The organism is Oerskovia douganii, assembly GCF_015142735.1.
Lineage (GTDB): Bacteria > Actinomycetota > Actinomycetes > Actinomycetales > Cellulomonadaceae > Oerskovia > Oerskovia douganii.
Genome location: NZ_JACSPN010000001.1, coordinates 170,415 through 195,736, shown reverse-complemented (window position 1 = coordinate 195,736; position 25,322 = coordinate 170,415). Strand labels below are relative to the sequence as shown.

Here is a 25,322-nt window from a genome sequence, read left to right as displayed (position 1 = left end):
GGCAGGGCTCAGTGCCGTGCCAGGATCTCGTGAGCCCTTGCCCGGGCCCACGCCTCCGCGCCCGTCACGTCCTCCAACGTGACCGCGGCCCGCGAGGTTCCCTCGTGCTCGCCCAGGACGCGCTCCACGGTCTCGACGATGTCCAGGAACCCGATGCGCCCCGCGAGGAACGCCGCGACGCACTCCTCGTTCGCCGCGTTGTACACCGCCGGGTGCGTCGCCGAGGCGGAGGCCGCCGCGCGTGCGAGCCCGACCGCAGGGAAGAGTGCCTCGTCGAGGGGCTCGAACGTCCAGGCCGTCGCGGCCGACCAGTCGCACCCCGCGGCGACCTCGCCCAGACGGTCCGGCCAGCTCAGGCCGAGCGCGATGGGCAGACGCATGTCCGGCGGCGAGGCCTGGGCGATGGTCGACCCGTCCACGAACTCGACCATCGAGTGGACGACCGACTGCGGGTGCACCACGACCGCGATCTCCTCGGTCGGCACGTCGAACAGCAGGTGCGCCTCGATGAGCTCGAGCCCCTTGTTCATGAGCGTCGCCGAGTTGATCGTCACGACCGGCCCCATGGCCCAGGTCGGGTGGGCGAGCGCCTGCTCCGGCGAGACCACCTTGACGTCGTCCCGGGCCCAGCCGCGGAACGGTCCACCGGAGGCCGTCAGCACGAGCCGACGGACCTCCTCGCGACGCCCCGACCGCAGGGCCTGCGCGATCGCCGAGTGCTCCGAGTCGACCGGCACGATCTGGTCCGGACGCCGCCTCGCGTCCTGGACCAGCACGCCGCCCACGACGAGGGACTCCTTGTTGGCCAGCGCGAGCGTCGACCCCGCCCCGAGTGCGGCCAGGGTCGGTCGCAGACCCACGGACCCCGTGATGCCGTTCAGCACGACGTCGGAGCCCGCCCCCGCGAGCTCTGTCGCGGCGTCCGGGCCGACCAGGACCTCGACCGGGCTCGCCGTGCCCGCACCGTGGCGAGCAAGGGCCGCCTCGACCTCGACGGCCCGTGCAGGGTCCGCGACGCCGACCCGTGCGACCCCCAGCTCCAGCGCCTGGCGTGCGAGCAGGTCCGCGTTCGCCCCGCCGGCAGAGATCGCGTCCACGCGGAACCGGTCGGGATGGCGCGAGATCACGTCGATCGCCTGGGTGCCGATGGAACCGGTCGACCCGAGCAGGGTCACGCTGCGCAGACTCATGAGGACATCCTCCCAGGTGCGAGGACCGCCCGAGGCGCGCGGCGCCGTCGGGCGGGCCTCACCTGCGCGTCACTCGACGCCGAGCAGCACCTCGATGGCACGCGCGAAGAACGCGTCCACGGGTCCCTCCGCATAGCCGTCCTTGCCACGGCGCCGCGCGAACGTCGAGGCCCGGATCTCGGCAGCAGTGATGGGCTCCTGACGGTCGAAGTAGGCCACGAGGCGGTCGCACAGGTCGTCGACGTCGTCCATGTCGTAGCCCCACTCGCCGCGGCCCGCAGGGGCGAACCGCTCGCCGTCCGGACGCCCCAGGCGCCCGTACAGGCTGCGTGCCCGCTCGGCCAGCGCGTTCATCCAGGCCTGCTGGCCGTTGACCGCGACGTACTCGGCGCGCTGGCGGGCGATGAAGGCCCCCTCCAGGCGGTCCAGGGCCGCGTCGACCTCGTGGGTGTCGTACCCGCCACGGACCAGGTCGAACATCGAGACCTGGATGTCGGTGCTCGTCAGACGCTCCGGCTTCTTGCCCTCGTAGACCTGACGTGCGTGGTCGAAGAACTCGTCCACCTCTTCCGGGTCGTACCCGTTGCGCACCTTCGAGACGGTGCTGAACAACGCACTCACTCTTCCTCCTCGGCTGCCAGCTGTCCGCACGCACCATCGATGTCACTGCCGCGTGTGTCACGAATAGTGGTCGGAATCCCGTGCCCGCGCAAGCGAGCGACGAACTCGTCCTCCACCTCGCGCTCGCTCGCGGTCCAGATCGAGCCCGGCGTCGGGTTGAGCGGGATGGGGTTGACGTGCACCCAGCCCGAGCCCCGAGCCGTGAGCTTCTCGCCCAGCAGGTCGGCACGCCACGCGTGGTCGTTCATGTCCTTGATGAGCGCGTACTCGATGCTGACCCGGCGGCCCGTGACCTCGAAGTAGTTGCGCGCCGCGTCCAGGGTCTCGTCGACCGACCAGCGCGTGTTGATCGGGACGAGCTCGCTGCGCAGGTCGTCGTCGGGCGCGTGCAGCGAGAGCGCGAGCGTCACCGGGATGCCCTCGGCCGCCAGCTTGTTCATCGCCGGGACCAGGCCCACGGTCGAGACCGTGATGTTGCGGGCCGACATGCCCAGCCCCTCGGGGGCCGGCGCGACGAGCTGGCGGATCGTGCCCATGACCGCCTTGTAGTTGGCCATCGGCTCGCCCATCCCCATGAAGACGAGGTTGTTCAGCCGCGCCGGGCCGCCGGGGATGTCACCGTCCGCGAGCGACTTCGCCGCCGAGCGCACCTGCTCCACGATCTCCGCCGTCGACAGGTTCCGCGTCAGGCCGAGCTGGCCGGTCGCGCAGAACGGGCACGCCATGCCGCAGCCGGCCTGGCTCGACACGCACAGCGTCGACCGGTTCGGGTAGCGCATGAGCACCGACTCGACCTTGGCCGCGTCGAACAGCTTCCACAGCGTCTTGACGGTCGTCCCGCCGTCGGCCTGCATCACGCGCGCCGGGGTGAGCAGCGTCGGCATGAGGTTCTCCACCAGCAGGTCACGCGTCGCCTGCGGGAGGTCGGTCATGTCCTCCGCGACGTTGGTGAAGTGCGAGTAGTAGTGCGTCGCGAGCTGCTTGGCCCGGAAGGGCTTCTCACCCAGCTCGACGACCGCCGCCTTGCGCTCCTCCGGGGAGAGGTCGGCGAAGTGGCGCGGGGGCTTCCCACGACGGGGCGCCGACATGACGAGCGGCAGCGGCTTCGATTCGACGGACGGACGAACAGACATGGAGGATCCAGAGGTTGAGCGGGTGGAACAGGTCAGCGCACCACGTCGTCGGACGACGCGTCAGGTGCGCTCGTGCGAGCGTGCCGGCGCGTTCTCACGCAGCCCGGCACGCGCGCGTGCGTCCGCGCCTGCCCTCCTGGGGACGTCTCAGAGCGAGACGGAGAGCAGCAGGTACACGAACGGAGCGGTCAGGAGCATGGAGTCCAGGCGGTCGAGGATCCCGCCGTGCCCCGGCAGGAGCGACCCCATGTCCTTCAATTCTAGGTCGCGCTTGATCATCGACTCCGCCAGGTCGCCCACGGTGGCCGTGAGCGGCACCATGACGCCGAGCAGGACACCGATCACGGGACTCACACCGAGCCCGTAGACGGCCCCCACGACACCGATGGCCGTCGCCAGCACGAACGAGCCTGCCAGCCCCTCCCAGCTCTTCTTGGGACTGATCGACGGAGCCAGCGGATGGCGGCCGAACAGGACCCCGGCCACGTACCCGCCGACGTCGTTGGAGACCGCCAGCAGGATGAACAGGAGGACCTGGATCCTGCCGTTGACCGGGTTCGCGAGCATCATCATCACGAAGCCCGCCATGAACGGCAGGTACGCCGTCGCGAACGTGCCCGCCGCGGCGTCGCGCACCGCCGCCGTCCCCGAGCCGTCGATGACCCGCCAGACCACGACTCCTGCCACGGTCAGGACGAACGAGACCATCAGGGCCTCGGGGCCCGAGTAGTACGACGAGACCAGGATCCCGACCGCCCCCACGAGGAGCGGCAGGAGCGGCAGGTGGATGTCGCGGCGCAGGAAGGCCTGCTTCAGCTCCCACAGCGCCGCGCCGACCGCGGCGGTCGCGAGCAGCACGAACGGCTCCGGCCGGAAGGCCAGCGAGGCCCCCACCAGGACGAGCAGACCGACCCCGACGGAGATCGCCTTGGGCAGGTCGCGTCCGGCCTTCGGCGTCCGCCGGGGCCTGGACGCGACCGCATCACTTGTCATCGGTGCGTTCAGACTTCTGCATCAGACCTCGAGGAGCTCGCTCTCCTTGCCGGCGAGCAGAGCGTCGATCGTGTCGACGTGGCTCTTGGTGAGCACCTCGAGCTCCTTCTCGGCGCGCGTGCCCTCGTCCTCGCCGGCCTCGCCGTCCTTGACGATGCGGTCGAGCTGCTCCTTGGCACGACGACGGATGTTCCGCACCGAGACGCGGGCGTCCTCCGCCTTGCCCTTCGCCAGCTTCACGTAGTCGCGGCGACGCTCCTCCGTCAGGACGGGGAGCACGACGCGGATGATGTTGCCGTCGTTGCTGGGGTTGACCCCGAGGTCCGAGTCACGGATGGCCTTCTCGATCGCGCTCAGCGCGGTCTTGTCGAAGGGCGAGATGACGATCGTGCGTGCCTCAGGGGTGTTGAACGAGGCGAGCTGCTGCAGGGGCGTCGGAGCGCCGTAGTACTCGACCGTGATCTTGTTGAACATCGCGCCGCTCGCACGTCCCGTGCGAATGTTCGCGAAGTCCTCCTTGGCGACCTCGATCGCCTTGTCCATCTTCTCTTCGGCCTCGAGGAGGGTCTCGTCGATCACCAGTGCTCCTTCGTCGTGCGTAGCTGGGCTAGCCGTCCTGCGCCGCACGGGGCGGCGCACCCGGGACGCGGCGCGACCCGGGTCGTTCGTCGTCGTCCGGTCAGCTCGTCGTGACCAGTGTCCCGATATTGTCCCCCAGCAGCGCGCGGGTCACGTTGCCCGGCTCGCCCATCCCGAAGACCCGCATGGTCACGTCGTTGTCGCGGCACAGGCTCAGCGCCGTGGCGTCCATCACGGCCAGGTCGTTGACGAGCGCGTCGGTGTACGTCAGGTGCTCGAGCTTGACCGCGTCCGGGTCGGTGCGCGGGTCCGCCGAGTAGACGCCGTCGACGCCGTTCTTGCCCATGAGGACCTCCTGGCAGTGCGTCTCGAGGGCGCGCTGGACGGAGACCGTGTCGGTCGAGAAGTACGGCATGCCGGCGCCCGCGCCGAAGATCACGACGCGCCCCTTCTCCATGTGGCGGATGGCACGCAGCGGGATGTAGGGCTCGGCGACCTGCCCCATGGTGATGGCGGTCTGCACGCGCGTGTCGACGCCGGCCTGCTCGAGGAAGTCCTGGAGCGCGAGGCAGTTCATGACCGTGCCCAGCATGCCCATGTAGTCGGCGCGGGCACGGTCGAGGCCACGCTGCGAGAGCTCGGCACCGCGGAAGAAGTTGCCACCGCCGACGACGATGGCGACCTGGACGCCCTCGCGGACGGCCTCGGCGATCTCACCGGCCACCCGCTGCACGACGTCCGGCGCCAGGCCGATCTGTCCGCCCCCGAAGGTCTCCCCCGAGAGCTTCAGCAGTACCCGACGTGCGGGGGTCTTGGTCTCGATCTTGTCGCCCATGTGCCGAGCCACCTGTCCTTCGTCGTTCCGATCTCCCGGGGTCTGCCCCAGGACGTACCGGGGGCGGTCCTGCTCGTCGTCCCCGGGTGGTGCATGTGCACCGTGGACCCCCAGGGTCCCGGTGCGCGGTGGCCCGGTCCGCGCGAGCGCGGACCGGGCCACCGGTGGAGTGCGTCAGGCGCCGACGCGGTACCGCACGAACTCGGTGACCGTGCCACCGACCTCGGCGAGGACCTGGCCGACGGTCTTCTTGGGGTCCTTCGCGAGCGGCTGGTCGAGCAGCACGACGTCCTTGAAGAACCCGTTCAGGCGACCCTCGATGATCTTCGGCAGCGCGGCCTCGGGCTTGCCCTCGTTGCGCGAGGTCTCCTCGGCGATGCGACGCTCGTTGGCGACGACGTCCTCGGGGACGTCCTCGCGCGACAGGTACGTCGGGGACAGCGCGGCGATGTGCTGCGCGATGTCCTTGGCGACGGCCTCGCCCGCGGCGTTCGTCGCGACGACGACACCGATCGACGGCGGCAGGTCCTTGGCGGTGCGGTGCAGGTACGCGGTGACGCGCTCCCCGGCGATCCGCGTCGCACGACGCAGCACGACCTTCTCGCCCAGCGACGCGGCGGTGTTGTCGATCACGAGCTGGACGGACTCACCGTCGGCGTCCGCAGCGAGAGCCGCGTCCGTGTCGGCAGCACCCGAGTCGGCGACGGCCTTGAGCACGCGAGCCGCGAGGTTGAGGAAGTTCTCGTTCTTCGCGACGAAGTCCGTCTCGGAGTTGAGCTCGATGAGCGTGGCGACCTGGCCACCCTCGGTCTCCGCGATGTCGACGGCGACGAGGCCCTCGGAGGTCGAACGGCCCTCGCGCTTGGCGACGCCCTTCAGCCCCTTGACACGGATGATCTCGAGCGCCTTCTCGGAGTCGCCGTCGGCCTCGTCGAGCGCCTTCTTGACGTCGAGCATGCCGGCGCCGGTGCGCTCGCGCAGTGCCTTGATGTCGGCTGCGGTGTAGTTCGCCATGGTGGTGTCCTTACCTGTCTGGGGTCCCGGGGCTCCCCGGGGAGAACGTGGAGCGGGCGGTGCGGCGGGGGGGGGGGGCCCCCCCGCGTCCGGCGAGCCCGAGGCGGATCCGCTCACAGGCCCTGCGCGACGCGGAAGTAGACCTGGTTCCAGCGGACCTGGTCACGGAAACCGCGGCGCGTGGTGCTCTCGTCGATCACGAGCAGCTCGGTGCGCGCCATCTCGGCGAACACCTCGAACGCGTCGATGCCCGCGGCGGTCGAGAGCACCGTGTGGTGCGCGCCGCCCGCGGTGAGCCAGGCCTCGGCCGACGTCACGAAGTCGGGTCGCGGCTCCCACACGGCACGTGCGACGGGCAGGTGCGGCAGCGGCGCGCTCGGCGGGACGACGTCCACGACGTTGGCCGTGAGGCGGAAGCGGTCGCGCATGTCGGCGAGCGAGACGACGACGCCCACGCCGGGGTCGGCGTCGAACACCATGCGGACCGGGTCCTCCTTGCCGCCGATCCCGAGCGGGTGGATCTCCACGCGCGGACGCGACGTCGTCAGGGACGGGCAGACCTCGAGCATGTGGGCGCCCAGGATCTTCTCGCTGCCGGGCGTGAGGTCGTACGTGTAGTCCTCCATGAGCGACGCGCCGCCGGGCAGCCCCTCGCCCATGACCTTCGCGGCGCGGACCAGCACGGCCGTCTTCCAGTCGCCCTCGGCACCGAACCCGTAGCCCTTGGACATGAGCCGCTGGACCGCGATGCCGGGGAGCTGGCGCAGGTCGCCCAGGTCCTCGAAGTTGGTCGTGAACGCCTTGGCACCGACCGACTCGAGGAACGTCTCGAGGGCGATCTCCTGGCGGGCGGCATAGCGCAGCGACTCGTGCCGGTCGCCGTCCTTGCGCAGCTCCTCGGCCACGTCGTAGAGGTCCTCGTACTCGGCCACGACGGCGTCCACGTCCGCCTCGGAGACGGCGTCGACGGCAGCGACGAGGTCGTTGACGCCCCACGTGTTCACGCTCACACCGAAGCGCAGCTCGGCCTCCGTCTTGTCCCCCTCGGTCACGGCGACGTTGCGCATGTTGTCGCCGAACCGGGCCAGGCGCAGCTCGTGCGTCGCCGCCCAGCCCGCGGCCCCGCGCACCCACGACCCGACACGTGCCGTGACGGCCGGGTTCGACACGTGCCCGACGACGGTCGTGCGCGCCACCCCGAGCCGCGTCGCCATGTACGCGTACTCACGGTCGCCGTGCGCGGCCTGGTTGAGGTTCATGAAGTCGAAGTCGATCGAGTCCCACGGGAGCTCGACGTTCGCCTGCGTGTGCAGGTGCAGCAACGGCTTGCGCAGCGCGTCGAGCCCCCCGATCCACATCTTCGCGGGGCTGAACGTGTGCATCCACGTCACGACGCCGAGCACGCGGTCGTCCGCGTTGGCGTCGAGCATCGCGCGCCGGATCGACGAGGCGTCCTTCAGGACGGGCTTCCAGACGACGTTCGCCGGGACGTCGGCGGACGCGTCGAGGGCGCGCGCGACCTCCTGCGACTGCTCCGCGACCTGGCGCAGCGTCTCCTCGCCGTACAGGTCTTGGCTGCCGGTGAGGAACCAGATCTCGCGGTCCGCGTAGGGCTTGCTCATGGGGTCCACATCTTTCGTGTCGGTGGGGTCGGCCCCCGCGTCGGTGCGGGGCCGGGTGTACGGGTGAGGGGATGCGCGCTGACGCGCCGCCCGCCGCGCGTCAGCGCGCGGGCGGCTGACCGTAGACGTGCTGGTAGCGCGTGTAGAGCGAGTCGACGTCGGACTGCTCGATCCGGGTCGGGTCGCCGAGCTGGCGGCTGACGTGCACGGTCCGGGCGACCTCCTCGCACATCACGGCCGCCTTGACGGCCGAGCGGGCGTCCTTGCCGATCGTGAACGGCCCGTGGTTGCGCATGAGCACCGCGGGGCTGCGGGACTCGCGCAGGGTCTCGACGATGCCTCGCCCGATCGAGTCGTCGCCGATGAGCGCGAACGGCCCCACCGGGATGTCGCCGCCGAACTCGTCGGCCATCATCGTCAGGACGCACGGCACGGGTTCGGCGCGCGCGGCCCAGGCCGTCGCGTACGTCGAGTGCGTGTGCACCACCCCGCCCACCTCGGGCATGTGGCGATAGACGTAGGCATGGGCCGCGGTGTCCGACGACGGCGCACGGTCCCCCTCGACGAGGTTCCCGTCGAGGTCGCACACGACCATCGACTCGGGTGTGATGTCGTCGTAGGACAGGCCCGACGGCTTGATGACGAGGAGGTCACCACGGCCGTCCGCGCCACCGGGACCCTCGGCGGCGCGCACGCGCTCGGACACGTTGCCCGCCGTCCACACCACGAGCTCCCAGCGGGGCAGCTCGGCGTGCAGCGCGGCCACCCGCTCCTTGGCGGCGTCGACCGCGGCGCGCAGGTGGGCGGGCACGCCCGGCGGCGGGGCCGTCGGGCTTCCGGCAGGGTTGCCGGGACCGGTCGAGCGGGACGGGTCGGCGGCCCCGGTCGGACCGCCCGGGCCTGCGGAGCCGGTCGGCCCGCTCGCCTCGGTCGTCGTGGGCAGGGTGCTCATGAGATCTCCTTCGTCGGGGTCAGAGCGCGTCGACGGCGGCGCGCTCGACCGCGAGGCCCGCGTCGTAGCGGTCGAGGTAGGCGGCGAAGCCCGCCGCGTCCACCGGGTCGGGCCTGGCAGTGTCCAGCTCGGCCGTCGCGAACACGTGCTCACGGAGGTAGGTGTCGAGGTCCTGGTCGTTCCCTCCGGTCACCGAGCGTGCGTAGGCGGCGAGCACCGCGATGCCCCACGCACCGCCCTCGCCCGCTGTCCGCCCCACGGTCACGGGCGCGCCGATCGCCGCGGCGAGCAGCCGTTGGGCCACGCCCTCGGTCCGGAAGATCCCGCCGTGCGCGAACATCGCGTCGAGCGCGACGCCCTCGGCCGCGAGCACGCGCATGCCCAGGGCGAGCGTGCCGAACGCGCTGTAGACCTGCGTGCGCATGAAGTTGGCGAGGGTCAGCCTGCTGCCGGGCGTCCGGACGACCAGGGGGCGCCCTTCCTCGAGCCCGGTGATGGGCTCACCCGAGAGGTAGTTGTACGCGAGCAGCCCACCGCCGTCCGCGTCGCCGTCGAGAGCGGCGCGCAGGATCGCGCCGAACACGTCGTCGGGCGCCGCGGGGGTGCCGAGCGCGGACGTGACCTCGCCGAACAGGTCGGCCCAGGCGGCGAGCTCGCTCGCCCCGTTGTTGCAGTGGACCATCGCGACGAGGTCGCCCGCGGGGGTCGTGACCAGGTCGAGCTCGTGGTGGCGGGCGGCGAGGGCGTGCTCGAGCACGACCATCGCGAAGATGCTCGTGCCGGCGCTGACGTTGCCCGTGCGCGGCGCGACCGAGCTCGTCGCCACCATGCCCGTCCCGGCGTCACCCTCTGGGGGGCAGAACGGCACGCCCGGGCGGAGGGCGCCCGTGGGGTCGAGCCAGGCCGCGCCCGCGGGGGTCAGGCTCCCGGCGTCCTGACCCGCGACGAGGACCTCGGGCAGCAGGGGCTCGACCGCGAGGCCGGGTGCGCGCGTGGCGACGAGCCCGTCGAACGCGTCGAGCATGCGGCGGTCGTACGTGCGCGTCGCGGGGTCGACGGGGAACATGCCGGACGCGTCGCCCACCCCGAGCACCGGGCGGCCGGTGAGGGCGCGGTGGACGTACCCGGCGAGCGTCGTGAGGGACGCCACCCGGGCCACGTGGGGCTCGTCGTCGAGGATCGCCTGGTACAGGTGGGCGACGGACCAGCGCAGCGGGACGTTGTGGTCGAACAGCTCCGAGAGCTCGGCCGCCGCCTTGCCCGTGGTCGTGTTCCGCCAGGTCCGGAACGGGACGAGCTGCTCGCCGTCGGCGTCGAACGCGAGGTAGCCGTGCATCATGGCGGAGACGCCGATCGCCCCGAACGTCGTCGGGCGTACGCCGTACCGGCGCTCGACGTCGGCGACCAGGTCTGCATAGCAGTGCTGCAGCCCCTCGCGCACCGCGTCGAGCGAGTAGGTCCAGGTGCGGTCGAGGTACTCGTTCTCCCACGCGTGGCTGCCGCTCGCGACGGGGGTCCCGTCCGGGCCGACCAGGCACGCCTTGATCCGCGTCGAGCCGAGCTCGATCCCCAGTGCGGTGTTCCCGGCGACGACCGACTCCCTCAGGTCGACCACCTCGTCCTGCTGCACCATTGCTGTCTCTCCTCGTCGCATCGTCGCGCTCGGCTACGTCCTGGCGTGAATGTTAGCGCTCACACGCGATGTTTCGCCACCCCGTCGACGGCCTGTCGGGAGGATCGAGGTTCTCGAGGGCGCTGAACGGCGTCCCGCCGCGGGAGCGCGCCCACGTCTCGAGCGCGGCGCGCGGGCGGTTCAGGCGGGCGGCGGCGCCGGGCGCCTCAGGTGCGCGGCGCGGCCGAGCTCGCCCGGGTCACGAGGACCGGGGGGATCTGCGCGGACTCCGGGGTCGCCCCGGCGAACGCGTCGAGCAGCAGCGCCATGCAGCGGCGCCCCAGCTCGTCGAAGGGCTGACGGACGGTCGTGAGCGGTGGGATGAAGTGCGCCGAGCCCTCGACGTCGTCGAACCCGACGACCGACACGTCGCGCGGGACCACGACGCCCGCCTCCCAGAACGCCTGCAGGACGCCCAGCGCCAGGTGGTCGTTGCCCGCGAAGACCGCGCTCGGCCCGTCCCCCGCCTGCACGCGCCGGGCCAGGTCGCGCCCGACCTCGTAGCCCGCGTCGGACGACCACGTGCAGCGGATCATCTCGCGCTCGGCCTCCGGCACCCCGCGCGCGGCGAGCGCGTCCCGCCACCCGCGCGCGCGTTCGCGCGCGTCGAACCAGTCGAGGGGGCCGCTCAGGTGGACGACCGTCCGGTGCCCCAGGTCGAGCAGGTGCTCGGTGGCCAGCCGCGCCCCCAGCCGTTGGTCGACCGCGATCGGCAGGATGCTCGCGGCGCCGGCGTGCGGGCCACCCCCCGGCGTCTCGCCCGGCTCGCGGGCCGCGATGAGGATGACCGGCACCGCGGCCCGGAACGAGTCGACCGCCGACGCGACGTCCGTCTGGGGCGCGATGACCACGATCCCCTCGACGGCCTGCGCCATGAAGTGCTCGAGGACCGTGTTCATGGTCTCCGCGTCGTAGCTGCGGATCGTCGCGACGGACACGAAGTAGCCGTGCTCGCGCGCCGCGCCCTCGACCGCGATGAGCGTGCTCGTCGGCCCGTACAGCGCCGAGCCCGTCGTCACGACGCCGATGGTGCCCGAGCGCGCCGTGACCAGCGCCCGGGCCGCGCTGTTGCGTCGGTACCCGAGCCGCGCGATCGCGTCGAGGACCCGCTCCCGCGTCTCCGGGCGCACGCTCGGATGGTCGTTGAGGACGCGCGACACCGTCTGGTGCGACACCCCGGCGACCTCGGCGACGTCGGACATCGCGGGGGGCCGGGTCCGTCCGTGCTCGCCGTTCATCGTTGCGCCTCGAGAGCCGCGGCGAGCTCCTGCGACCGGTCGCGGGCCGCCTCGAGGGCCGAGAGGAACGCGGCCCGGACCCCGCCCGCGTCGAGCTCCCGCAGCGCGGCGACCGTGGTCCCTCCGGGCGACGACACCTTCTCGCGCAGGATCACGGGGTGCTCGCCCGTCTCGTCGAGCATGCGGGCCGAGCCGAGCACGGTCGCCGTGGCGAGCTCGAGCGCGACGGCCCGGGTCAGCCCGAGCAGCACGCCCGCCTCCGCGAGCGCGTCCACGACGTAGAACACGTAGGCGGGGCCGGAGCCGGACAGCGCCCCGACCGCGTCCTGGTCCTTCTCCGCGACGCGCACCACGAGCCCGGTCTCGCCCAGGAGCCGCTCGACCAGGGCGACGTCGTCGTCGCTCGCGGCCGAGCCGCCGCTGACCGCGCTGACGCCCGCACCGATCACCGACGGGGTGTTGGGCATGACGCGCACGACCGCCGTCCCGGCCGGGAGCCGGTCCTCGTAGAACCGCGTCGAGAGCCCGACGACGACGCTCACCACCACGGTCCCCTCGCCCAGGTGGGGCGAGACCTCCGCGAGCAGGGCGGCGACGTCCTTGGGCTTGACGGCGACCACGACCACCCGCGCCCCCCGGACGGCCCCGGCGTTGTCGGTCGTCGTGGTCGCACCGTAGCGCTCCCCCAGCTCGTGGCCCCGCTCGGGGCGGCGCACGGTCGCGACCACCTCGGACGCGGGCCAGCCGGCGCGCAGGGCTCCGGCCAGCACCGTCTCCCCCATGACGCCGGTCCCCAGGACCGCGAGCCGTGGGGCGGGCCCCGGGGTGAGCTCCTCGTGGGTCGTCGTGGGCGTCGAGGACATCGTCGTTCCTGCTTCCTGGTCGTGCGTCCCGGTCCGTCGGCCGGTGCCCGCCGAGGGCCGACGAGCCCGGTGCGCGGGGAGCACCTGACCTGGTGCGCCCCGCTGCGCCGTCGCCGACGGTACCGCGGCTAGAGCGGGAACGCGGTGAAGAACTTCTCGATCTCGTCGACCGGTCCGGTCGCCTGCAGCACGACCGTGCCGTTGCGCCAGGTGACGGTCGACGTCCCCTCGGTCTCTGCGACCGGGGTGACGACATAGGTTCCCACGACCTCGCCACCGACCTCGACGTCACCCTCGGACGCGGGCTCGCCGCCCGCGTCGACGGCGGCGGCGACCAGGTCGTCGTACGCCTCCTTCGCCTCGTCGTCGGTGCCCCACTGCCCTGCGAGCACCGTGACGAGGATCGCATCGTCCCCTTCGGCGTCCGCGTACGTCAGCGCGTGCGCCTCGATCACCCCGGCGTCACCGTAGTCGTCGGTCGGGGCCTCCTCCCGGAGCGCGAACTGCAGGACGCTCGCAGGCAGCGCCTTCGCGAGCTCGGTGGTCGCCGACCGCTCGACCGGCTCGATCGTCGGTGTCGCGGGAGGTGCGGTGACGGTGACCTCGGCGGGCTCCTTCTCCGCGCCCCCCGAGGCGAACCCCGGCCAGACGAACGCGAGGAGGAGGACGAACCCGACCAGCAGGCCGACGAGGAGCACCAGGGCGACCAGGCGCCGTCGTGCGAAGACGTCCGACGAGGGACCGCGGTGGTGACGGCTGTCCCTCAGGCCCGGACGGTCCTGGGACGGTGGACGCGGCCGCCCCGTCTGCTGGCTCATGGCACTCTCCTCGTGGCGACGCTGTGAAGGCGCCAGAATAGTGTGCGCCCGCACGCGTCCGTGGGAGCCGCGCTGGTCAGTCCCCGTCGAGGTGGACGTCCCGCCGCTCCGCCCGTTCCTTCATGCGCTGCGTCGCGACGGCGACCAGCACGCCGATCACGGCGAGGTCGAACAGGATCTGGACCATCGTGATGACGCGCGCAGCCTGCCCGACGGGGTGGACGTCCCCGAACCCGACGGTCCCGAGCGTGACGACCGTGAAGTACAGCGCGTCGGTGCGCGTCTCGATCCCCACGAACTCGGTGTCGCTGTGGATCGCCAGGAGGTAGTAGGCGATCGAGAAGAAGACGATGATGGGCGACAGCAGCCCGATCACGGACTGGACGCGCACGCTCGGCTCGCGACCCGCGCGGAGCTGGCGCCGCACCTGGAACCTGACGAGGTAGCACAGCCCCAGGAAACCGACCGCGAACAGCAGGATCTGCACCCACTCGCGGTCGGCGTCCCCGAGCGGCACGCCGTAGTAGAGGAGCAGGCACGCCGCGAGCGAGCCCAGGGTGGTGATGACGGTCCACCACGGGCTGTCCTTCCGGAGCCTGCGCATGGCTTCATGATGGGCAGGGGCCGGGCCGCGCGCCATCGGGACCACTTCCGCCGCCCCCGGGGCGGGCGCCCCTCGCCGCCGACGGCGCGCCGCGCGGGCCGCGGCCCCGCCGGGCTGTGGGTGCCGACGGCTAGCGTGACGCGCGTGACCACATCGACCTCCGCCTCCCGTGCCACGAGCAAGCGCCCGGCCAAGCCCGCCTACCGCTGCAGCGAGTGCGGGTGGACCACGGCCAAGTGGGTCGGCCGCTGCGGCGAGTGCCAGGAGTGGGGCACCGTCACGGAGGAGGCCGCGGCGAGCGCCGGGCCCCGGACCGCGGCGGTCGCCCCGACCCGCAACCCGGCGCGGCCCATCGGAGAGATCGACGTCGAGACCGCGCGCGCCACGCCCACGGGCGTCGCCGAGTTCGACCGCGTGCTGGGCGGCGGCCTGGTCCCGGGGGCCGTGGTCCTGCTCGCGGGAGAGCCGGGCGTGGGCAAGTCGACGCTGCTGCTCAAGGTCGCGAGCAACGTCGCGGCCGGAGTGAGCGACAAGGTGCCGTCCCCGGGCGACTCCCCGCGCCCGACGCCGCAGCCTCGCACGGTCCTGTACGTCACGGGCGAGGAGTCGGCCGGGCAGGTCAGGTTGCGGGCCGAGCGGGTGGGCGCGCTCGCGCCGGGCCTGCTGCTCGCGGCCGAGACGGACCTCGCGACCGTGCTGGGGCACATCGAGGCCACGAACCCCGCGATGCTCGTCGTCGACTCGGTGCAGACGATCGCCTCGGCGCAGGTCGAGGGCGCCCCCGGCGGCGTGAGCCAGGTGCGCGAGGTCGCCGCGGCGCTCATCGCCGCGGCCAAGGAGCGGGACCTGCCCGTGATCCTCGTCGGGCACGTGACCAAGGACGGCTCGGTCGCCGGGCCGCGCACGCTCGAGCACCTGGTGGACGTCGTGTGCCAGTTCGAGGGCGACAGGCACTCGCGCCTGCGGCTCGTGCGAGCCGTCAAGAACAGGTACGGGCCGACCGACGAGGTCGGCTGCTTCGACCTGTCGGAGACCGGGATCGTGGGTCTCACGGACCCCAGCGGGCTGTTCATGTCGCACTCGGGGGCCGGCGCCCCCGGCACCTTCATCACCGTGACGCTCGAGGGGCGTCGCCCGCTCGCGCTCGAGATCCAGTCCCTCGTGGTCCCCAGCTCGCTGACGAACCCGCGGCGCACCACGAGCGGCGTGGACTCGAGCAGGCTCGCGATGATCCTCGCCGTCATGCACCGGCACGCCGGGGTCCGCCTGGTCGACCAGGACGTCTACGTCTCGACGATCGGCGGCGCCCGCGTCACCGAGCCCGCGGCGGACCTCGCGATCGCGCTCGCGACGTTCTCGGCCCGCGAGGACCAGGTCATGCCACCCGGGACCATCGCGATCGGCGAGGTCGGGCTGGCCGGCGACATCCGCCCGGTCTCCGGCCTGGACCGGCGCCTGGGCGAGGCCGCGAGGCTCGGCTTCACCCGTGCCGTGGTTCCTCGCGGGTCGTCCCCCAAGCCCCCTGCGGGCATGACCGTGCTGCCCGCGCAGCACCTGGGCGAGGCCGTCGAGCTGGCGCGCGCCGGTCACCTTCCCTCGCAGCAGGAGCGCACGCGCTTCGACGAGTGAGAACCGTTGCGCCATCGTGACCTCCGGTCGTCCCAGGAACGGTGTTTTCTCGCCCCTCGAACGGCCCGGCAGCGTAGGATGCCCACGTGGCCAACTCCCCTGTGCACCCTGACGACATGCTCCGGGAGACCCTCGCAGCAGTGGCTCCGGGCACCGAGCTCCGCGACGGCCTCGAGCGCATCCTGCGTGGCCGGACGGGCGCACTGATCGTCCTCGGCCTGGACAAGGTCGTCGAGACCATGTGCTCGGGTGGTTTCGTGCTGGACGTCGGTTTCTCCGCGACCCGCCTGCGCGAGCTCTCCAAGATGGACGGCGCCGTGGTCCTCGACCGGGACGCGAACCGCATCCTGCGCGCGGCGGTCCAGCTCCTGCCGGACGCGACCATCGAGACCACCGAGTCGGGCACGCGCCACCGCACCGCGGAGCGCGTCGCCAAGCAGTGCGGGTTCCCCGTCATCTCGGTCAGCCAGTCCATGCGGATCGTCGCGCTGTACGTGGGCGGTCAGCGCTACGTGCTCGAGGACTCGGACACCATCCTCTCCCGTGCCAACCAGGCCCTCGCGACGCTCGAGCGCTACCGCGCCCGCCTCGACGAGGTCAGCGGCACGCTGTCGGCCCTGGAGATCGAGGACCTCGTCACGGTCCGCGACGTGTGCGCCGTGGTCCAGCGCCTCGAGATGGTCGGCCGCATCTCCGAGGAGATCGCGGGCTACGTCGTCGAGCTCGGCACGGACGGTCGACTGCTCGCGCTCCAGCTCGACGAGCTGATCGGCGGGATCGGCTCGGACCGCGAGTCCGTCATCCGCGACTACGTCGAGCTCGGCCGCAAGGAGCGCTCGCTCGCGGACGTCAAGAACGCCCTCGGTGCACTCGACTCGACGCAGCTCCTCGACCTCACCCTCATCGGGCGCGTCCTCGACCTCCCGGGTGGTGGCGAGGCCCTCGACGCGGCGGTCGCACCGCACGGGTACCGGCTCCTGTCGAAGGTGCCCCGCCTGCCGGGCACCATCATCGACCGCCTGGTCTCGCACTTCGGTGGTCTCCAGAAGCTCCTGGCCGCGAGCATCGACGACCTCATGGCCGTGGACGGCGTGGGCGAGCAGCGGGCCCGCGCGGTCCGCGAGGGCCTGTCGCGCCTCGCCGAGTCGAGCATCCTCGAGCGGTACGTCTAGCCCAGCGAGGCGGTGACGTCCGGCGTCCGGGGCAGCCCCGGGACCAGAGACGGGGACTACCCCTCGGGCGGGACGTCCCCCTCGGGGGTCGCCGCTCCGTCCTGCGACGGCGCCTCCCCGTCTCCGGCGGCGGGCGGCTCCGTGCCCTCCGCGGGCACGGCCGGGGCCTCGTCGGCCCCTTCTGCGGGAGCCCCGTCGGCCGGGGTCCGCGGCGCGGGCGGCGTCACGGGTTCGGGCGCGACCAGCGTGAAGGACACGGCGGGGCTCGTGAGCCCCTCGGCCTCGTTCGACGCCACGACCACGCTGTAGGTCCCCGGGAGCGTCGCCGGCAGGCCGGTGGCGCACTCGGGGGCCGAGCGTTCCCTCGTCCACGTCACGGTCTTCGGCCACTCGTCGCCCGGGGCCATGAGGAGGGGCTCGGACTCCGCGGGGCAGTCGGCCGACGACCAGATGCGCTCGCTGCCGGAGGTGATCGTGAGCTCCTGGACCGCGAACGAGGCGTCGACGAAGCACGGCCTGGAGCCCACGTGCGTCAGCGTCACGGTGAAGGACGGGTTCTCCCCGACCGCGTACTCGGTGCTCGAGGCTGCGAGCCACAGCGTGACGTCCTTGGCCTGGCAGGCCTTGTACCCGGTCGCGGCGACCTCCTGGGGAGGCGGAGGGGCGACCTTGCCCTGGGGGTCCTCCGCGAGCAGTCCCGTGCCGAACGCGATCGCGGCCCGGACGAGCATGACGACCCCGACCACGATCACCGCGAGCAGGACGAGTGCCATGGTGCGGCGCACGCGCAGCGTCCGGGACGTGGGCCTGCCGGCCGACGCGCCGCCCGGCCTGTGCCCGGGGGCCCCCGGGACCGGGTTCGACCCGGTCGGCGGCCGGGTACCTTGCGCCGTGCTCACGTGCGGCTCCGATCGACTGTCCGCGCAGGCTCGCCCTGCACTAGGGGCAACGGTACGTCGCCACGGGGGCCGTTCCTCACCGCCACACCGCGCGGCTCCCGTCGGGTGGCGGACGGGCGCGGCCCCGTCGACGCACGGGGTGCGCAGGGTCGGCGAGAATGGTCGCACCATGCCGTCCTCCCGCACCTCGCTCGACGCCCCGCGTCCTCGCACGCCCGACCGCCGACCTGCCCTGGCGAGCCTCCAGGGACCTGACCCGCACGCGGACCTGCGCGACGCCGTCGGGCAGTGGTTCGCCGCGAGCGCGCGCGACCTGCCGTGGCGGCGCGACGACTGCTCCCCCTGGGGCGTCCTGGTGAGCGAGGTCATGCTGCAGCAGACGCCCGTGGTGCGGGTCGAGCCCGCGTGGCGTGCGTGGACGGCGCGGTGGCCCGAGCCCGCGGACCTCGCGGCGGCGTCGACGGCCGATGTGCTGCGCGCCTGGGGGCGCCTCGGCTACCCGCGCCGCGCCCTGCGCCTGCAGGACTGCGCGCGCGCAGTCGTCGAACGGCACGCGGGGCAGGTCCCCCAGGACCTGGACGAGCTGCTCGCGCTGCCGGGCGTCGGGGAGTACACGGCCGCGGCAGTGAGGGCGTTCGCGCACGGGCGCCGTGCGGTCGTCGTCGACACGAACGTGCGGCGCGTCCTGGCGCGCGCGGTGGCGGGGACGGCGCTGCCCGCACCGTCGTACACCGCGGCCGAGCGCCGGCTCGCGACGCTCGTCGCGCCGACCGGGGACGCCGAGGCCGCGTCGTGGGCGGCCGCCTCGATGGAGCTCGGTGCGCTCGTGTGCACGGCACGCTCGCCGCGCTGCGACGAGTGCCCGGTCGCGGACCTGTGCGCGTGGCGGGCTGCGGGCAGCCCACCGGACGAGCACGCCGCCCGACGCCGGACCCAGGCCTGGGAGGGCACCGACCGGCAGGCACGGGGCCGGGTCATGGCCGCGCTGCGCGGCGCGGACGGGCCCGTGCACCGCGACGTCGTCGCCGGGCTGTGGCCCGACGCCGCACAGCTGGGGCGGTGCGTCGCGAGCCTGGTCGAGGACGGCCTCGTGGAGCAGGACGGCGAGGTCTACCGGCTGCCCGCCTGACGGTGCGGATGCCCCTGCCGGAGCGCCGGGCGCGGGCGAGCGGCGGCGGGCGCGAGCGCGCCCCTCAGAGCGTCAGCAGCATCCGGGTGTTGCCGAGGGTGTTGGGCTTGACCCGGGCGAGGTCGAGGAACTCGGCCACGCCGTCGTCGTGCGAGCGCAGGAGCTCGGCGTAGACGTCGGGCGAGACCGGGGTGCCCTCGATCGGCTCGAACCCGTGCGCACGGAAGAAGTCGACCTCGAACGTCAGGCAGAAGACGCGCCGCAGGCCCAGGGAGCGGGCCCGGTCGAGGAGCTCGGTCACCAGCCGGTGCCCCACCCCCTTGCCGAGCCAGGCGCGGTCGACCGCGAGCGTGCGGATCTCGGCGAGGTCGTCCCACATGACGTGCAGCGCCCCGCAGCCGACGACCTGGGGGGCGTCCGGCTCGCCGACGTCGGCGACCACGAACTCCTGGACGGCCTCGTAGTAGCCGACCATCTCCTTGGCCAGGAGGATGCGCTCCTCGGCGTAGGGCTCGACGAGCCCGCGGATGGCGCGGACGTCCGCGGGCAGTGCGGGGCGGAGCGTGAGGGTGGTCGTGGGGCTGCTCGTCACCCGGACAATCTACGCCTCCACGGCCCCAAGTGCGTACTCATGCACCCGACTGCATAGTTTCGATGCGCGTGCGGGCGACCGCGATGCGCCCCGTCTCCTGCTCGATCAGGTGCGAGGCCGTGATCTCGTCGATCACCAGGTGCGTCACCACACCGGCCCGCAGCGCGGCCCGCAGCGGCGCGACCTTGTTGTCGCCCGCGACCGCGCAGATGCGCTGCGGGATCCGCTTGAGCTCGTCGGGACCGGGGCCCGTGGCCCGCTCGTTGAGCGCGATGTCCCGGTAGGTGCCGTCGGCCCGCAGGAAGACGGTGCACACGTCCCCGACCACCTTCTCGGCCTCCAGCACCGCGATGTCCTCGGGCTCGAGGTAGCCCGCGGAGTACACGTGGCTGGGCACGGCTCCCGACACCGCGCCCACCGAGAACAGCGCGACGTCGGCCCGCCGCTGGACGTCGAGCACGCGTCGCACCGACCGTTCGCGCCACATGGCCTGCTTGGTCTCGGCGTAGTCGAAGAACGCGGGCACTGGGAAATGGTGCACGTGAGCGTCGAACGCCTCGCCGTACCCGGCGATCAGGTCACCCGCGTAGTGCACCCCGGACGTGCGCGTGTTGGCCGCGCCGTTGAGCTGCACGACGGCGGAGCCCCGGGTCGGCTTGCGGCTCAGGTGCCGGGAGATCGCGGCGAGCGTGGTCCCCCACGCGATGCCGAGGATCATGTCGGAGTCGAACCACGAGCCGAGCAGGCGGGCCGTCGTGAGGGCCACCTGGTCGAGCCGGTCGACCTGCTGGGTCGAGTCCGGGACGGGCACCACGTAGGCGTCGATGCCGTAGGTGGCGGAGATGTGCGCGCCGAGCCCGGGCGCCCTGCTCTGCGTGGGGCGCAGCGTGATCTCCACCAGACCAGTCTCACGCGCCTTCTTGACCAGACGCGAGACTGTCGAGCGCGACGTGCGCAGGTGCTTCGCGATCGCCTCCATCTTCATGTCCTGGAGGTAGTACATCGAGGCCGCCCGGAGGACGTCCTGCTCACGATCCGCCATCTGCGGGTCTCCTGCCTCTGCCTTCGGCGTCTGCACGTTTGTGCACTGCGCTTGCGCGTACGTTCCTGACATGTTGACGTTAATACGTGCAGCGGCATTTCGACAGCGCTGTGCCGCGGCACGGCGCCCTCCTGGGCCCCGCCTCGTACCGCTAGCGCGGGACGCGGAGCCGTGGGAACGTCACAGGAGGGGCGCCGCACCCCCTGCCTCCCCGTGACGCACCAGATCGACGACGAGAGAAGGCCATCGGATGACTTCCAGCAGACTCACCGCAGAGTCTCGCCAGCGAGCGCTGAGCGCGCTCGAGGCGAGCACGAGCGCGGACCAGGAGCTCGACGTCCTCGTGATCGGCGGCGGCGTGACCGGGGCGGGCATCGCCCTCGACGCCGTGACCCGCGGGCTGTCGACCGCGATCGTCGAGGCCCAGGACTGGGCCGCCGGCACGTCGAGCCGCTCGAGCAAGCTGGTCCACGGCGGGCTGCGCTACCTGCAGATGCTCGACTTCCACCTGGTCCACGAGGCGCTCACCGAGCGCGACCTCCTCATCAAGGACCTCGCGCCGCACCTCGTGCGCCCCGTCCCCTTCCTCTACCCGCTCGAGCACCGTGTGTGGGAGCGCGCCTACGTCGGCGCCGGCATCGCGCTCTACGACACGCTCGCGAGCATGGCCCCCGGCAAGCGGGCCCTGCCCCTGCACCGCCACCTCTCGCGCAAGCAGATGGAGCGCAAGTTCCCCGACCTCGCGCACGACGCCGCGATCGGCGCTGTCCAGTACTGGGACGCCTCGGTCGACGACGCCCGCCTGGTCTCGACCCTCATCCGCACCGCGACCTCCTACGGCGCGCACGCCGCGTCCCGCACCCAGGTCGTCGAGCTGACCAAGGGCCCCACCGGGGCGGTCAACGGCGCGATCCTCGAGGACCTCGAGACGGGCCGCCGCATCACGGTCCGCGCACGCGCCGTCATCAACGCGACGGGCGTGTGGACCGAGGACACCGAGGCCCTCGCGGGCTCCGAGGGAGGCCTGCGCGTGCTCGCCTCGAAGGGCGTCCACATCGTCGTCCCGCGCGAGCGCATCAAGGGCCAGGTCGGTCTGATCCTGCAGACCGAGAAGTCGGTCCTCTTCATCATCCCGTGGTCGCGCTACTGGGTCATCGGCACGACCGACACCCCGTGGGAGCAGGAGCTCACGCACCCCGTGGCGACGTCGGCCGACATCGAGTACATCCTCGAGCACGCCAACGCCGTCCTCGCCCAGCCCCTGACGCGCGACGACATCATCGGCACGTACGCCGGCCTGCGCCCCCTGCTCCAGCCGGGCACCAAGGAGGGCACGAGCTCGGCCAAGGTCTCGCGCGAGCACACCACCGCGTCGCCGACGCCCGGCCTCACGGTCATCGCAGGCGGCAAGCTCACGACCTACCGTGTCATGGCCAAGGACGCGGTCGACTTCGCGATCGGCCAGCGCTCGGCGGCCCTGCCCTCGATCACGGACAAGATCCCGCTGATCGGGGCCGTGGGCCTCGACGCGGTCCGCCGCCAGGCGCGGCCGTGGGCCTCGAAGTTCGGCTGGACGCCGCAGATGGTCGACCACCTGCTGCACCGCTACGGCTCGAACCTGCGCGACATCGTCGCCCTGTGCGAGGCCGACCCCACGCTGGCGAAGCCGCTCGAGCACGCGCCCGCCTACCTGCGGGCCGAGATCAGCTACGGCGTGACCCACGAGGGCGCGCTCCACCTGGAGGACCTGCTCCTGCACCGCACGCGCCTCAACTACGAGGTGCTCGATCGCGGGCTCGGCGCTCTCCCGGAGATCGCCGACATCGCGGCACCGCTCCTCGGCTGGAGCGACGAGCAGCGGGCTGCGGAGATCGAGTCCTACACGGCTCGCGCGGCGGCCGAGGAGGCCGCCGAGCAGGAGCCCGACGACGCCACGGCCGAGCGCACCCGGCTCGCCGCGGACGACATCGCCCCGCTCAAGCCGCTCGACGCCTCCTGACCGGCCTGCCTTCCTGACCATCCCCTGACCGCCCGGAGCCTCGGCTCCCCGAGAACAACTTCATCCGCCGGTCCCCGGCCCGTTCGGCTCACGTCGACGGACCGGGGGGCGGCACCCCCCAACCTCACGGTGCGCACCTCGCGGCGCACCGGGGCCCCGCCGCACGGATGCGCCGGGGTGGTTGCGACAACGAAGTCCACCAAGAAAGAGAGAACCTGATGGACACACTCATCCTCAACGCCTTCTGGTCCGAGATCCTCGGCACCGCGACCCTGATCCTGCTGGGTGCCGGCGTCGTGGCCAACGTGATCCTCCCCAAGACCAAGGGCTTCAACGGCGGATGGCTCCTCATCAACTTCGGATGGGGCCTCGCTGTCTTCACCGGCGTCTACGTCGCGTACAAGTCGGGCGCACACCTGAACCCGGCGGTGACCATCGGTCTCTTCACCGCGGACCGGCCCTTCTACCAGGTCACGGGACCTGAAGGGATCCTCACGGCCACGATCGAGCCGACCGTGAGCAACATGTTCATCTACTTCGGTGCACAGATGATCGGTGCGATCGTCGGTGCCGTGCTCGCGTTCGTCGCGTACAAGAAGCACTTCGACGAGGAGGCGCCCGCCGCCACCAAGCTCGCGGTCTTCTCGACCGGCCCCGAGCTCCGCTCCTACGGCTGGAACTTCGTCACCGAGGTCATCGCGACGTTCGTGCTCGTGTTCTTCGTCGTCGCGTCGGGCAACACGCCGTCCGGTCTCGGGCCGCTCGCGGTCGCACTCGTCGTGGTCAGCATCGGTGCGTCGCTCGGTGGTCCCACCGGGTACGCCATCAACCCTGCTCGTGACCTGGGTCCCCGCATCGCCCACGCCCTCCTGCCCATCCGTGGCAAGGGCTCGAGCGACTGGGCCTACTCCTGGGTCCCGGTCGCAGGTCCGCTCGTCGGCGGCGTGCTCGCCGGCCTCCTCGGCAAGGCCTGGGGCTGATCCCGGGCACCTGCCCTGACCTACCCGCGCGACCGGGGCGTGGGCGCCCCGCCCCGGTCACGCGGCCCCCCGCCGTCGGGCCCGGCCGCCCCGCGCGATGCCCACGGCCCCCTGCTCCTCCGCCGCGCCCGGCGCGGCGCCCCCTCGACACCTCCGACGTGAAGGACTGACACACCATGGCCGACTACGTTCTCGCCATCGACCAGGGAACCACCAGCTCCCGGGCCATCGTCTTCAACCACTCCGGGCAGATCGTCTCCTCCGGTCAGCTCGAGCACGACCAGATCTTCCCGCGGGCGGGCTGGGTCGAGCACAACCCGGAGCAGATCTGGAACAACGTCCGCGAGGCCGTGGGCCTCGCCCTGACCCGCGCGAACGTGACCTACACGGACATCGCCGCGGTCGGCATCACCAACCAGCGCGAGACCGCGGTCGTGTGGAACCGCAGGACGGGCAAGCCCGTCTACAACGCGATCGTCTGGCAGGACACGCGCACGCAGAAGATCGTCGACGACCTGGGTGGCGACGCGGGCCCCGAGAAGTACAAGTCGATCGTCGGCCTGCCCCTCGCGACCTACTTCTCGGGCCCCAAGGTCAAGTGGATCCTCGACAACGTCGAGGGTGCCCGCGAGGCCGCCGACGCCGGCGACCTCGTGTTCGGCAACACCGATACCTGGGTGCTGTGGAACATGACGGGCGGCGTCGACGGCGGCGTGCACGTCACGGACGTGACCAACGCGTCGCGCACCATGCTCATGGACCTCGACACCCTGAGCTGGCGGGAGGACATCGCGGCGGACATGGGCATCCCGCTCTCGATGCTCCCGGAGATCAGGTCGTCGTCCGAGGTGTACGGCGTCGGGCGTCCCGGCGGGCTGCTCCCGGGCGTCCCGATCGCGGGCATCCTGGGAGACCAGCAGGCCGCGACGTTCGGGCAGGCGTGCTTCGAGGTCGGCCAGGCCAAGAACACGTACGGCACGGGCAACTTCATGCTCCTGAACACGGGCACGGAGAAGGTCCAGTCCCGCAACGGTCTGCTGACCACGGTCTGCTACAAGATCGGTGACCAGCCCGCGCGCTACGCGCTCGAGGGCTCGATCGCCGTCACGGGGTCGCTCATCCAGTGGCTGCGCGACAACCTGGGCATGTTCTCGGACGCGCCCGACGTCGAGTGGCTCGCCCAGAAGGTCGAGGACAACGGTGGTGCGTACTTCGTGCCCGCGTTCTCGGGCCTGTTCGCGCCGCACTGGCGCTCCGACGCCCGTGGCGCCCTGGTCGGCCTCACGCGCTACGTCAACAAGAACCACATCGCGCGCGCCGCGCTCGAGGCCGTCGCGTTCCAGTCCCGCGAGGTCCTGGACGCCATGAACGCGGACTCGGGCGTCGACCTCACCGAGCTGCGCGTCGACGGCGGCATGGTCCAGAACGAGCTGCTCATGCAGTTCCAGGCGGACCAGCTCGGCGTGGACGTCGTGCGGCCCAAGGTCGCGGAGACGACGGCGCTCGGTGCGGCGTACGCCGCGGGCATCGCGGTCGGGTTCTGGCAGGGCGAGCAGGACGTCATCGACAACTGGGCCGAGGACAAGCGCTGGAGCCCGTCGATGGACGAGAGCGAGCGCGAGCGCCTCTACCGCAACTGGAAGAAGGCCGTGAGCAAGACCCTGGACTGGGTCGACGAGGACGTCGAGAAGTAGGTCGTCGCGTCCCCGTCCCCCGGAGGGACGACGACGGAGGGTGGGGTGCTCG

General features: G+C 72.3%; 23 protein-coding genes. 6 read left to right on the top strand and 17 right to left on the bottom strand.

What is annotated here, in order from left to right; translation table 11 throughout:
- Positions 1 to 8: 8 nt before the first annotated feature.
- The 14 genes from dxr to H9623_RS00785 form a co-directional block, all read right to left on the bottom strand.
- Complete coding sequence (dxr, locus tag H9623_RS00850; RefSeq protein WP_193718196.1) at positions 9 to 1,190, bottom strand: 1-deoxy-D-xylulose-5-phosphate reductoisomerase; 1,182 nt, start codon at positions 1,188 to 1,190, stop codon at positions 9 to 11.
- Between the two features lie 69 nt (positions 1,191 to 1,259).
- Positions 1,260 to 1,811 (bottom strand): DivIVA domain-containing protein, encoded by a 552-nt coding sequence (locus H9623_RS00845; RefSeq protein ID WP_193718195.1) that lies wholly within the window; start codon positions 1,809 to 1,811, stop codon positions 1,260 to 1,262.
- A complete protein-coding gene (gene rlmN / locus H9623_RS00840) occupies positions 1,808 to 2,944 on the bottom strand; it encodes a 23S rRNA (adenine(2503)-C(2))-methyltransferase RlmN (protein WP_193718194.1) in 1,137 nt (378 codons plus the stop codon). Before rlmN ends, H9623_RS00845 begins: the two co-directional genes overlap by 4 nt.
- 147 nt (positions 2,945 to 3,091) lie before the next feature.
- Positions 3,092 to 3,937 (bottom strand): phosphatidate cytidylyltransferase, encoded by an 846-nt coding sequence (locus H9623_RS00835; RefSeq protein WP_193718193.1) that lies wholly within the window; start codon positions 3,935 to 3,937, stop codon positions 3,092 to 3,094.
- Positions 3,938 to 3,958: 21 nt separating this feature from the next.
- Positions 3,959 to 4,516, bottom strand: coding sequence for a ribosome recycling factor (gene frr, locus H9623_RS00830; RefSeq protein WP_193718192.1), 558 nt, complete (start codon positions 4,514 to 4,516; stop codon positions 3,959 to 3,961).
- Between the two features lie 100 nt (positions 4,517 to 4,616).
- The gene (pyrH, locus tag H9623_RS00825; RefSeq protein WP_193718191.1) at positions 4,617 to 5,351 is read right to left on the bottom strand and encodes a UMP kinase; all 735 of its coding nucleotides are present in this window, start codon (positions 5,349 to 5,351) and stop codon (positions 4,617 to 4,619) included.
- Between the two features lie 174 nt (positions 5,352 to 5,525).
- Complete coding sequence (tsf, locus tag H9623_RS00820; protein WP_193718190.1) at positions 5,526 to 6,365, bottom strand: translation elongation factor Ts; 840 nt, start codon at positions 6,363 to 6,365, stop codon at positions 5,526 to 5,528.
- Positions 6,366 to 6,478: 113 nt separating this feature from the next.
- Entirely contained in the window at positions 6,479 to 7,987 is a 1,509-nt protein-coding gene (araA, locus tag H9623_RS00815) for an L-arabinose isomerase (RefSeq protein ID WP_193718189.1), read from the bottom strand.
- Positions 7,988 to 8,087: 100 nt separating this feature from the next.
- The gene (locus H9623_RS00810; RefSeq protein WP_193718188.1) at positions 8,088 to 8,939 is read right to left on the bottom strand and encodes an L-ribulose-5-phosphate 4-epimerase; all 852 of its coding nucleotides are present in this window, start codon (positions 8,937 to 8,939) and stop codon (positions 8,088 to 8,090) included.
- 19 nt (positions 8,940 to 8,958) lie between these two features.
- Positions 8,959 to 10,572 (bottom strand): xylulokinase, encoded by a 1,614-nt coding sequence (locus H9623_RS00805; protein WP_193718187.1) that lies wholly within the window; start codon positions 10,570 to 10,572, stop codon positions 8,959 to 8,961.
- A 206-nt stretch (positions 10,573 to 10,778) separates the two neighbouring features.
- On the bottom strand, positions 10,779 to 11,849 hold the full coding sequence (locus H9623_RS00800; RefSeq protein WP_227747943.1) for a LacI family DNA-binding transcriptional regulator: 1,071 nt from the start codon (positions 11,847 to 11,849) through the stop codon (positions 10,779 to 10,781).
- Positions 11,846 to 12,712, bottom strand: a complete 867-nt coding sequence (gene proC, locus H9623_RS00795; RefSeq protein WP_193718186.1) for a pyrroline-5-carboxylate reductase — start codon at positions 12,710 to 12,712, stop codon at positions 11,846 to 11,848. Before proC ends, H9623_RS00800 begins: the two co-directional genes overlap by 4 nt.
- A gap of 128 nt (positions 12,713 to 12,840) precedes the next feature.
- The gene (locus tag H9623_RS00790) at positions 12,841 to 13,530 is read right to left on the bottom strand and encodes a hypothetical protein (RefSeq protein WP_193718185.1); all 690 of its coding nucleotides are present in this window, start codon (positions 13,528 to 13,530) and stop codon (positions 12,841 to 12,843) included.
- Positions 13,531 to 13,606: 76 nt separating this feature from the next.
- The gene (locus H9623_RS00785; RefSeq protein ID WP_227747942.1) at positions 13,607 to 14,134 is read right to left on the bottom strand and encodes a potassium channel family protein; all 528 of its coding nucleotides are present in this window, start codon (positions 14,132 to 14,134) and stop codon (positions 13,607 to 13,609) included.
- A 144-nt stretch (positions 14,135 to 14,278) separates the two neighbouring features.
- On the opposite strand from H9623_RS00785, the gene radA reads away from it, so the two are divergent.
- Complete coding sequence (gene radA, locus H9623_RS00780) at positions 14,279 to 15,763, top strand: DNA repair protein RadA (protein WP_321575186.1); 1,485 nt, start codon at positions 14,279 to 14,281, stop codon at positions 15,761 to 15,763.
- Between the two features lie 116 nt (positions 15,764 to 15,879).
- Positions 15,880 to 16,935, top strand: coding sequence for a DNA integrity scanning diadenylate cyclase DisA (gene disA / locus H9623_RS00775; protein WP_193718329.1), 1,056 nt, complete (start codon positions 15,880 to 15,882; stop codon positions 16,933 to 16,935).
- Positions 16,936 to 16,991: 56 nt separating this feature from the next.
- Here the strand turns inward: disA and H9623_RS00770 are convergent, their stop codons facing one another.
- A complete protein-coding gene (locus H9623_RS00770; protein WP_193718183.1) occupies positions 16,992 to 17,834 on the bottom strand; it encodes a hypothetical protein in 843 nt (280 codons plus the stop codon).
- A 169-nt stretch (positions 17,835 to 18,003) separates the two neighbouring features.
- On the opposite strand from H9623_RS00770, the gene H9623_RS00765 reads away from it, so the two are divergent.
- The gene (locus tag H9623_RS00765) at positions 18,004 to 18,963 is read left to right on the top strand and encodes an A/G-specific adenine glycosylase (RefSeq protein WP_193718182.1); all 960 of its coding nucleotides are present in this window, start codon (positions 18,004 to 18,006) and stop codon (positions 18,961 to 18,963) included.
- Positions 18,964 to 19,027: 64 nt separating this feature from the next.
- Here the strand turns inward: H9623_RS00765 and H9623_RS00760 are convergent, their stop codons facing one another.
- Both H9623_RS00760 and H9623_RS00755 read right to left on the bottom strand, forming a co-directional pair.
- Positions 19,028 to 19,555, bottom strand: coding sequence for an amino-acid N-acetyltransferase (locus tag H9623_RS00760; protein WP_193718181.1), 528 nt, complete (start codon positions 19,553 to 19,555; stop codon positions 19,028 to 19,030).
- Between the two features lie 37 nt (positions 19,556 to 19,592).
- A complete protein-coding gene (locus tag H9623_RS00755; protein ID WP_193718180.1) occupies positions 19,593 to 20,597 on the bottom strand; it encodes a sugar-binding transcriptional regulator in 1,005 nt (334 codons plus the stop codon).
- 250 nt (positions 20,598 to 20,847) lie between these two features.
- Here H9623_RS00755 and H9623_RS00750 point away from each other — a divergent pair, with 250 nt between their 5' ends.
- The 3 genes from H9623_RS00750 (at position 20,848) to glpK (ending at position 25,270) form a co-directional block, all read left to right on the top strand.
- Complete coding sequence (locus H9623_RS00750) at positions 20,848 to 22,596, top strand: glycerol-3-phosphate dehydrogenase/oxidase (RefSeq protein ID WP_193718179.1); 1,749 nt, start codon at positions 20,848 to 20,850, stop codon at positions 22,594 to 22,596.
- Between the two features lie 218 nt (positions 22,597 to 22,814).
- Entirely contained in the window at positions 22,815 to 23,576 is a 762-nt protein-coding gene (locus H9623_RS00745) for an MIP/aquaporin family protein (protein ID WP_193718178.1), read from the top strand.
- A 176-nt stretch (positions 23,577 to 23,752) separates the two neighbouring features.
- Positions 23,753 to 25,270 carry a glycerol kinase GlpK gene (glpK, locus tag H9623_RS00740; RefSeq protein WP_193718177.1) on the top strand — a complete coding sequence of 506 codons (1,518 nt, stop codon included), beginning with the start codon at positions 23,753 to 23,755 and terminating at the stop codon, positions 25,268 to 25,270.
- The last annotated feature ends 52 nt before the right edge of the window (positions 25,271 to 25,322 follow it).

What these genes read in the sequence shown, in the direction of transcription:
- dxr (WP_193718196.1), bottom strand. Translation starts at nt 1,190, where the DNA reads ATGAGTCTGCGCAGCGTGACCCTGCTCGGGTCGACCGGTTCCATCGGC.
- rlmN (WP_193718194.1), bottom strand. Translation starts at nt 2,944, where the DNA reads ATGTCTGTTCGTCCGTCCGTCGAATCGAAGCCGCTGCCGCTCGTCATG.
- H9623_RS00835 (WP_193718193.1), bottom strand. Translation starts at nt 3,937, where the DNA reads ATGACAAGTGATGCGGTCGCGTCCAGGCCCCGGCGGACGCCGAAGGCC.
- pyrH (WP_193718191.1), bottom strand. Translation starts at nt 5,351, where the DNA reads ATGGGCGACAAGATCGAGACCAAGACCCCCGCACGTCGGGTACTGCTG.
- tsf (WP_193718190.1), bottom strand. Translation starts at nt 6,365, where the DNA reads ATGGCGAACTACACCGCAGCCGACATCAAGGCACTGCGCGAGCGCACC.
- araA (WP_193718189.1), bottom strand. Translation starts at nt 7,987, where the DNA reads ATGAGCAAGCCCTACGCGGACCGCGAGATCTGGTTCCTCACCGGCAGC.
- H9623_RS00810 (WP_193718188.1), bottom strand. Translation starts at nt 8,939, where the DNA reads ATGAGCACCCTGCCCACGACGACCGAGGCGAGCGGGCCGACCGGCTCC.
- H9623_RS00805 (WP_193718187.1), bottom strand. Translation starts at nt 10,572, where the DNA reads ATGGTGCAGCAGGACGAGGTGGTCGACCTGAGGGAGTCGGTCGTCGCC.
- H9623_RS00800 (WP_227747943.1), bottom strand. Translation starts at nt 11,849, where the DNA reads ATGAACGGCGAGCACGGACGGACCCGGCCCCCCGCGATGTCCGACGTC.
- proC (WP_193718186.1), bottom strand. Translation starts at nt 12,712, where the DNA reads ATGTCCTCGACGCCCACGACGACCCACGAGGAGCTCACCCCGGGGCCC.
- H9623_RS00790 (WP_193718185.1), bottom strand. Translation starts at nt 13,530, where the DNA reads ATGAGCCAGCAGACGGGGCGGCCGCGTCCACCGTCCCAGGACCGTCCG.
- H9623_RS00785 (WP_227747942.1), bottom strand. Translation starts at nt 14,134, where the DNA reads ATGCGCAGGCTCCGGAAGGACAGCCCGTGGTGGACCGTCATCACCACC.
- disA (WP_193718329.1), top strand. Translation starts at nt 15,880, where the DNA reads ATGCTCCGGGAGACCCTCGCAGCAGTGGCTCCGGGCACCGAGCTCCGC.
- H9623_RS00765 (WP_193718182.1), top strand. Translation starts at nt 18,004, where the DNA reads ATGCCGTCCTCCCGCACCTCGCTCGACGCCCCGCGTCCTCGCACGCCC.
- H9623_RS00755 (WP_193718180.1), bottom strand. Translation starts at nt 20,597, where the DNA reads ATGGCGGATCGTGAGCAGGACGTCCTCCGGGCGGCCTCGATGTACTAC.
- H9623_RS00750 (WP_193718179.1), top strand. Translation starts at nt 20,848, where the DNA reads ATGACTTCCAGCAGACTCACCGCAGAGTCTCGCCAGCGAGCGCTGAGC.
- H9623_RS00745 (WP_193718178.1), top strand. Translation starts at nt 22,815, where the DNA reads ATGGACACACTCATCCTCAACGCCTTCTGGTCCGAGATCCTCGGCACC.
- glpK (WP_193718177.1), top strand. Translation starts at nt 23,753, where the DNA reads ATGGCCGACTACGTTCTCGCCATCGACCAGGGAACCACCAGCTCCCGG.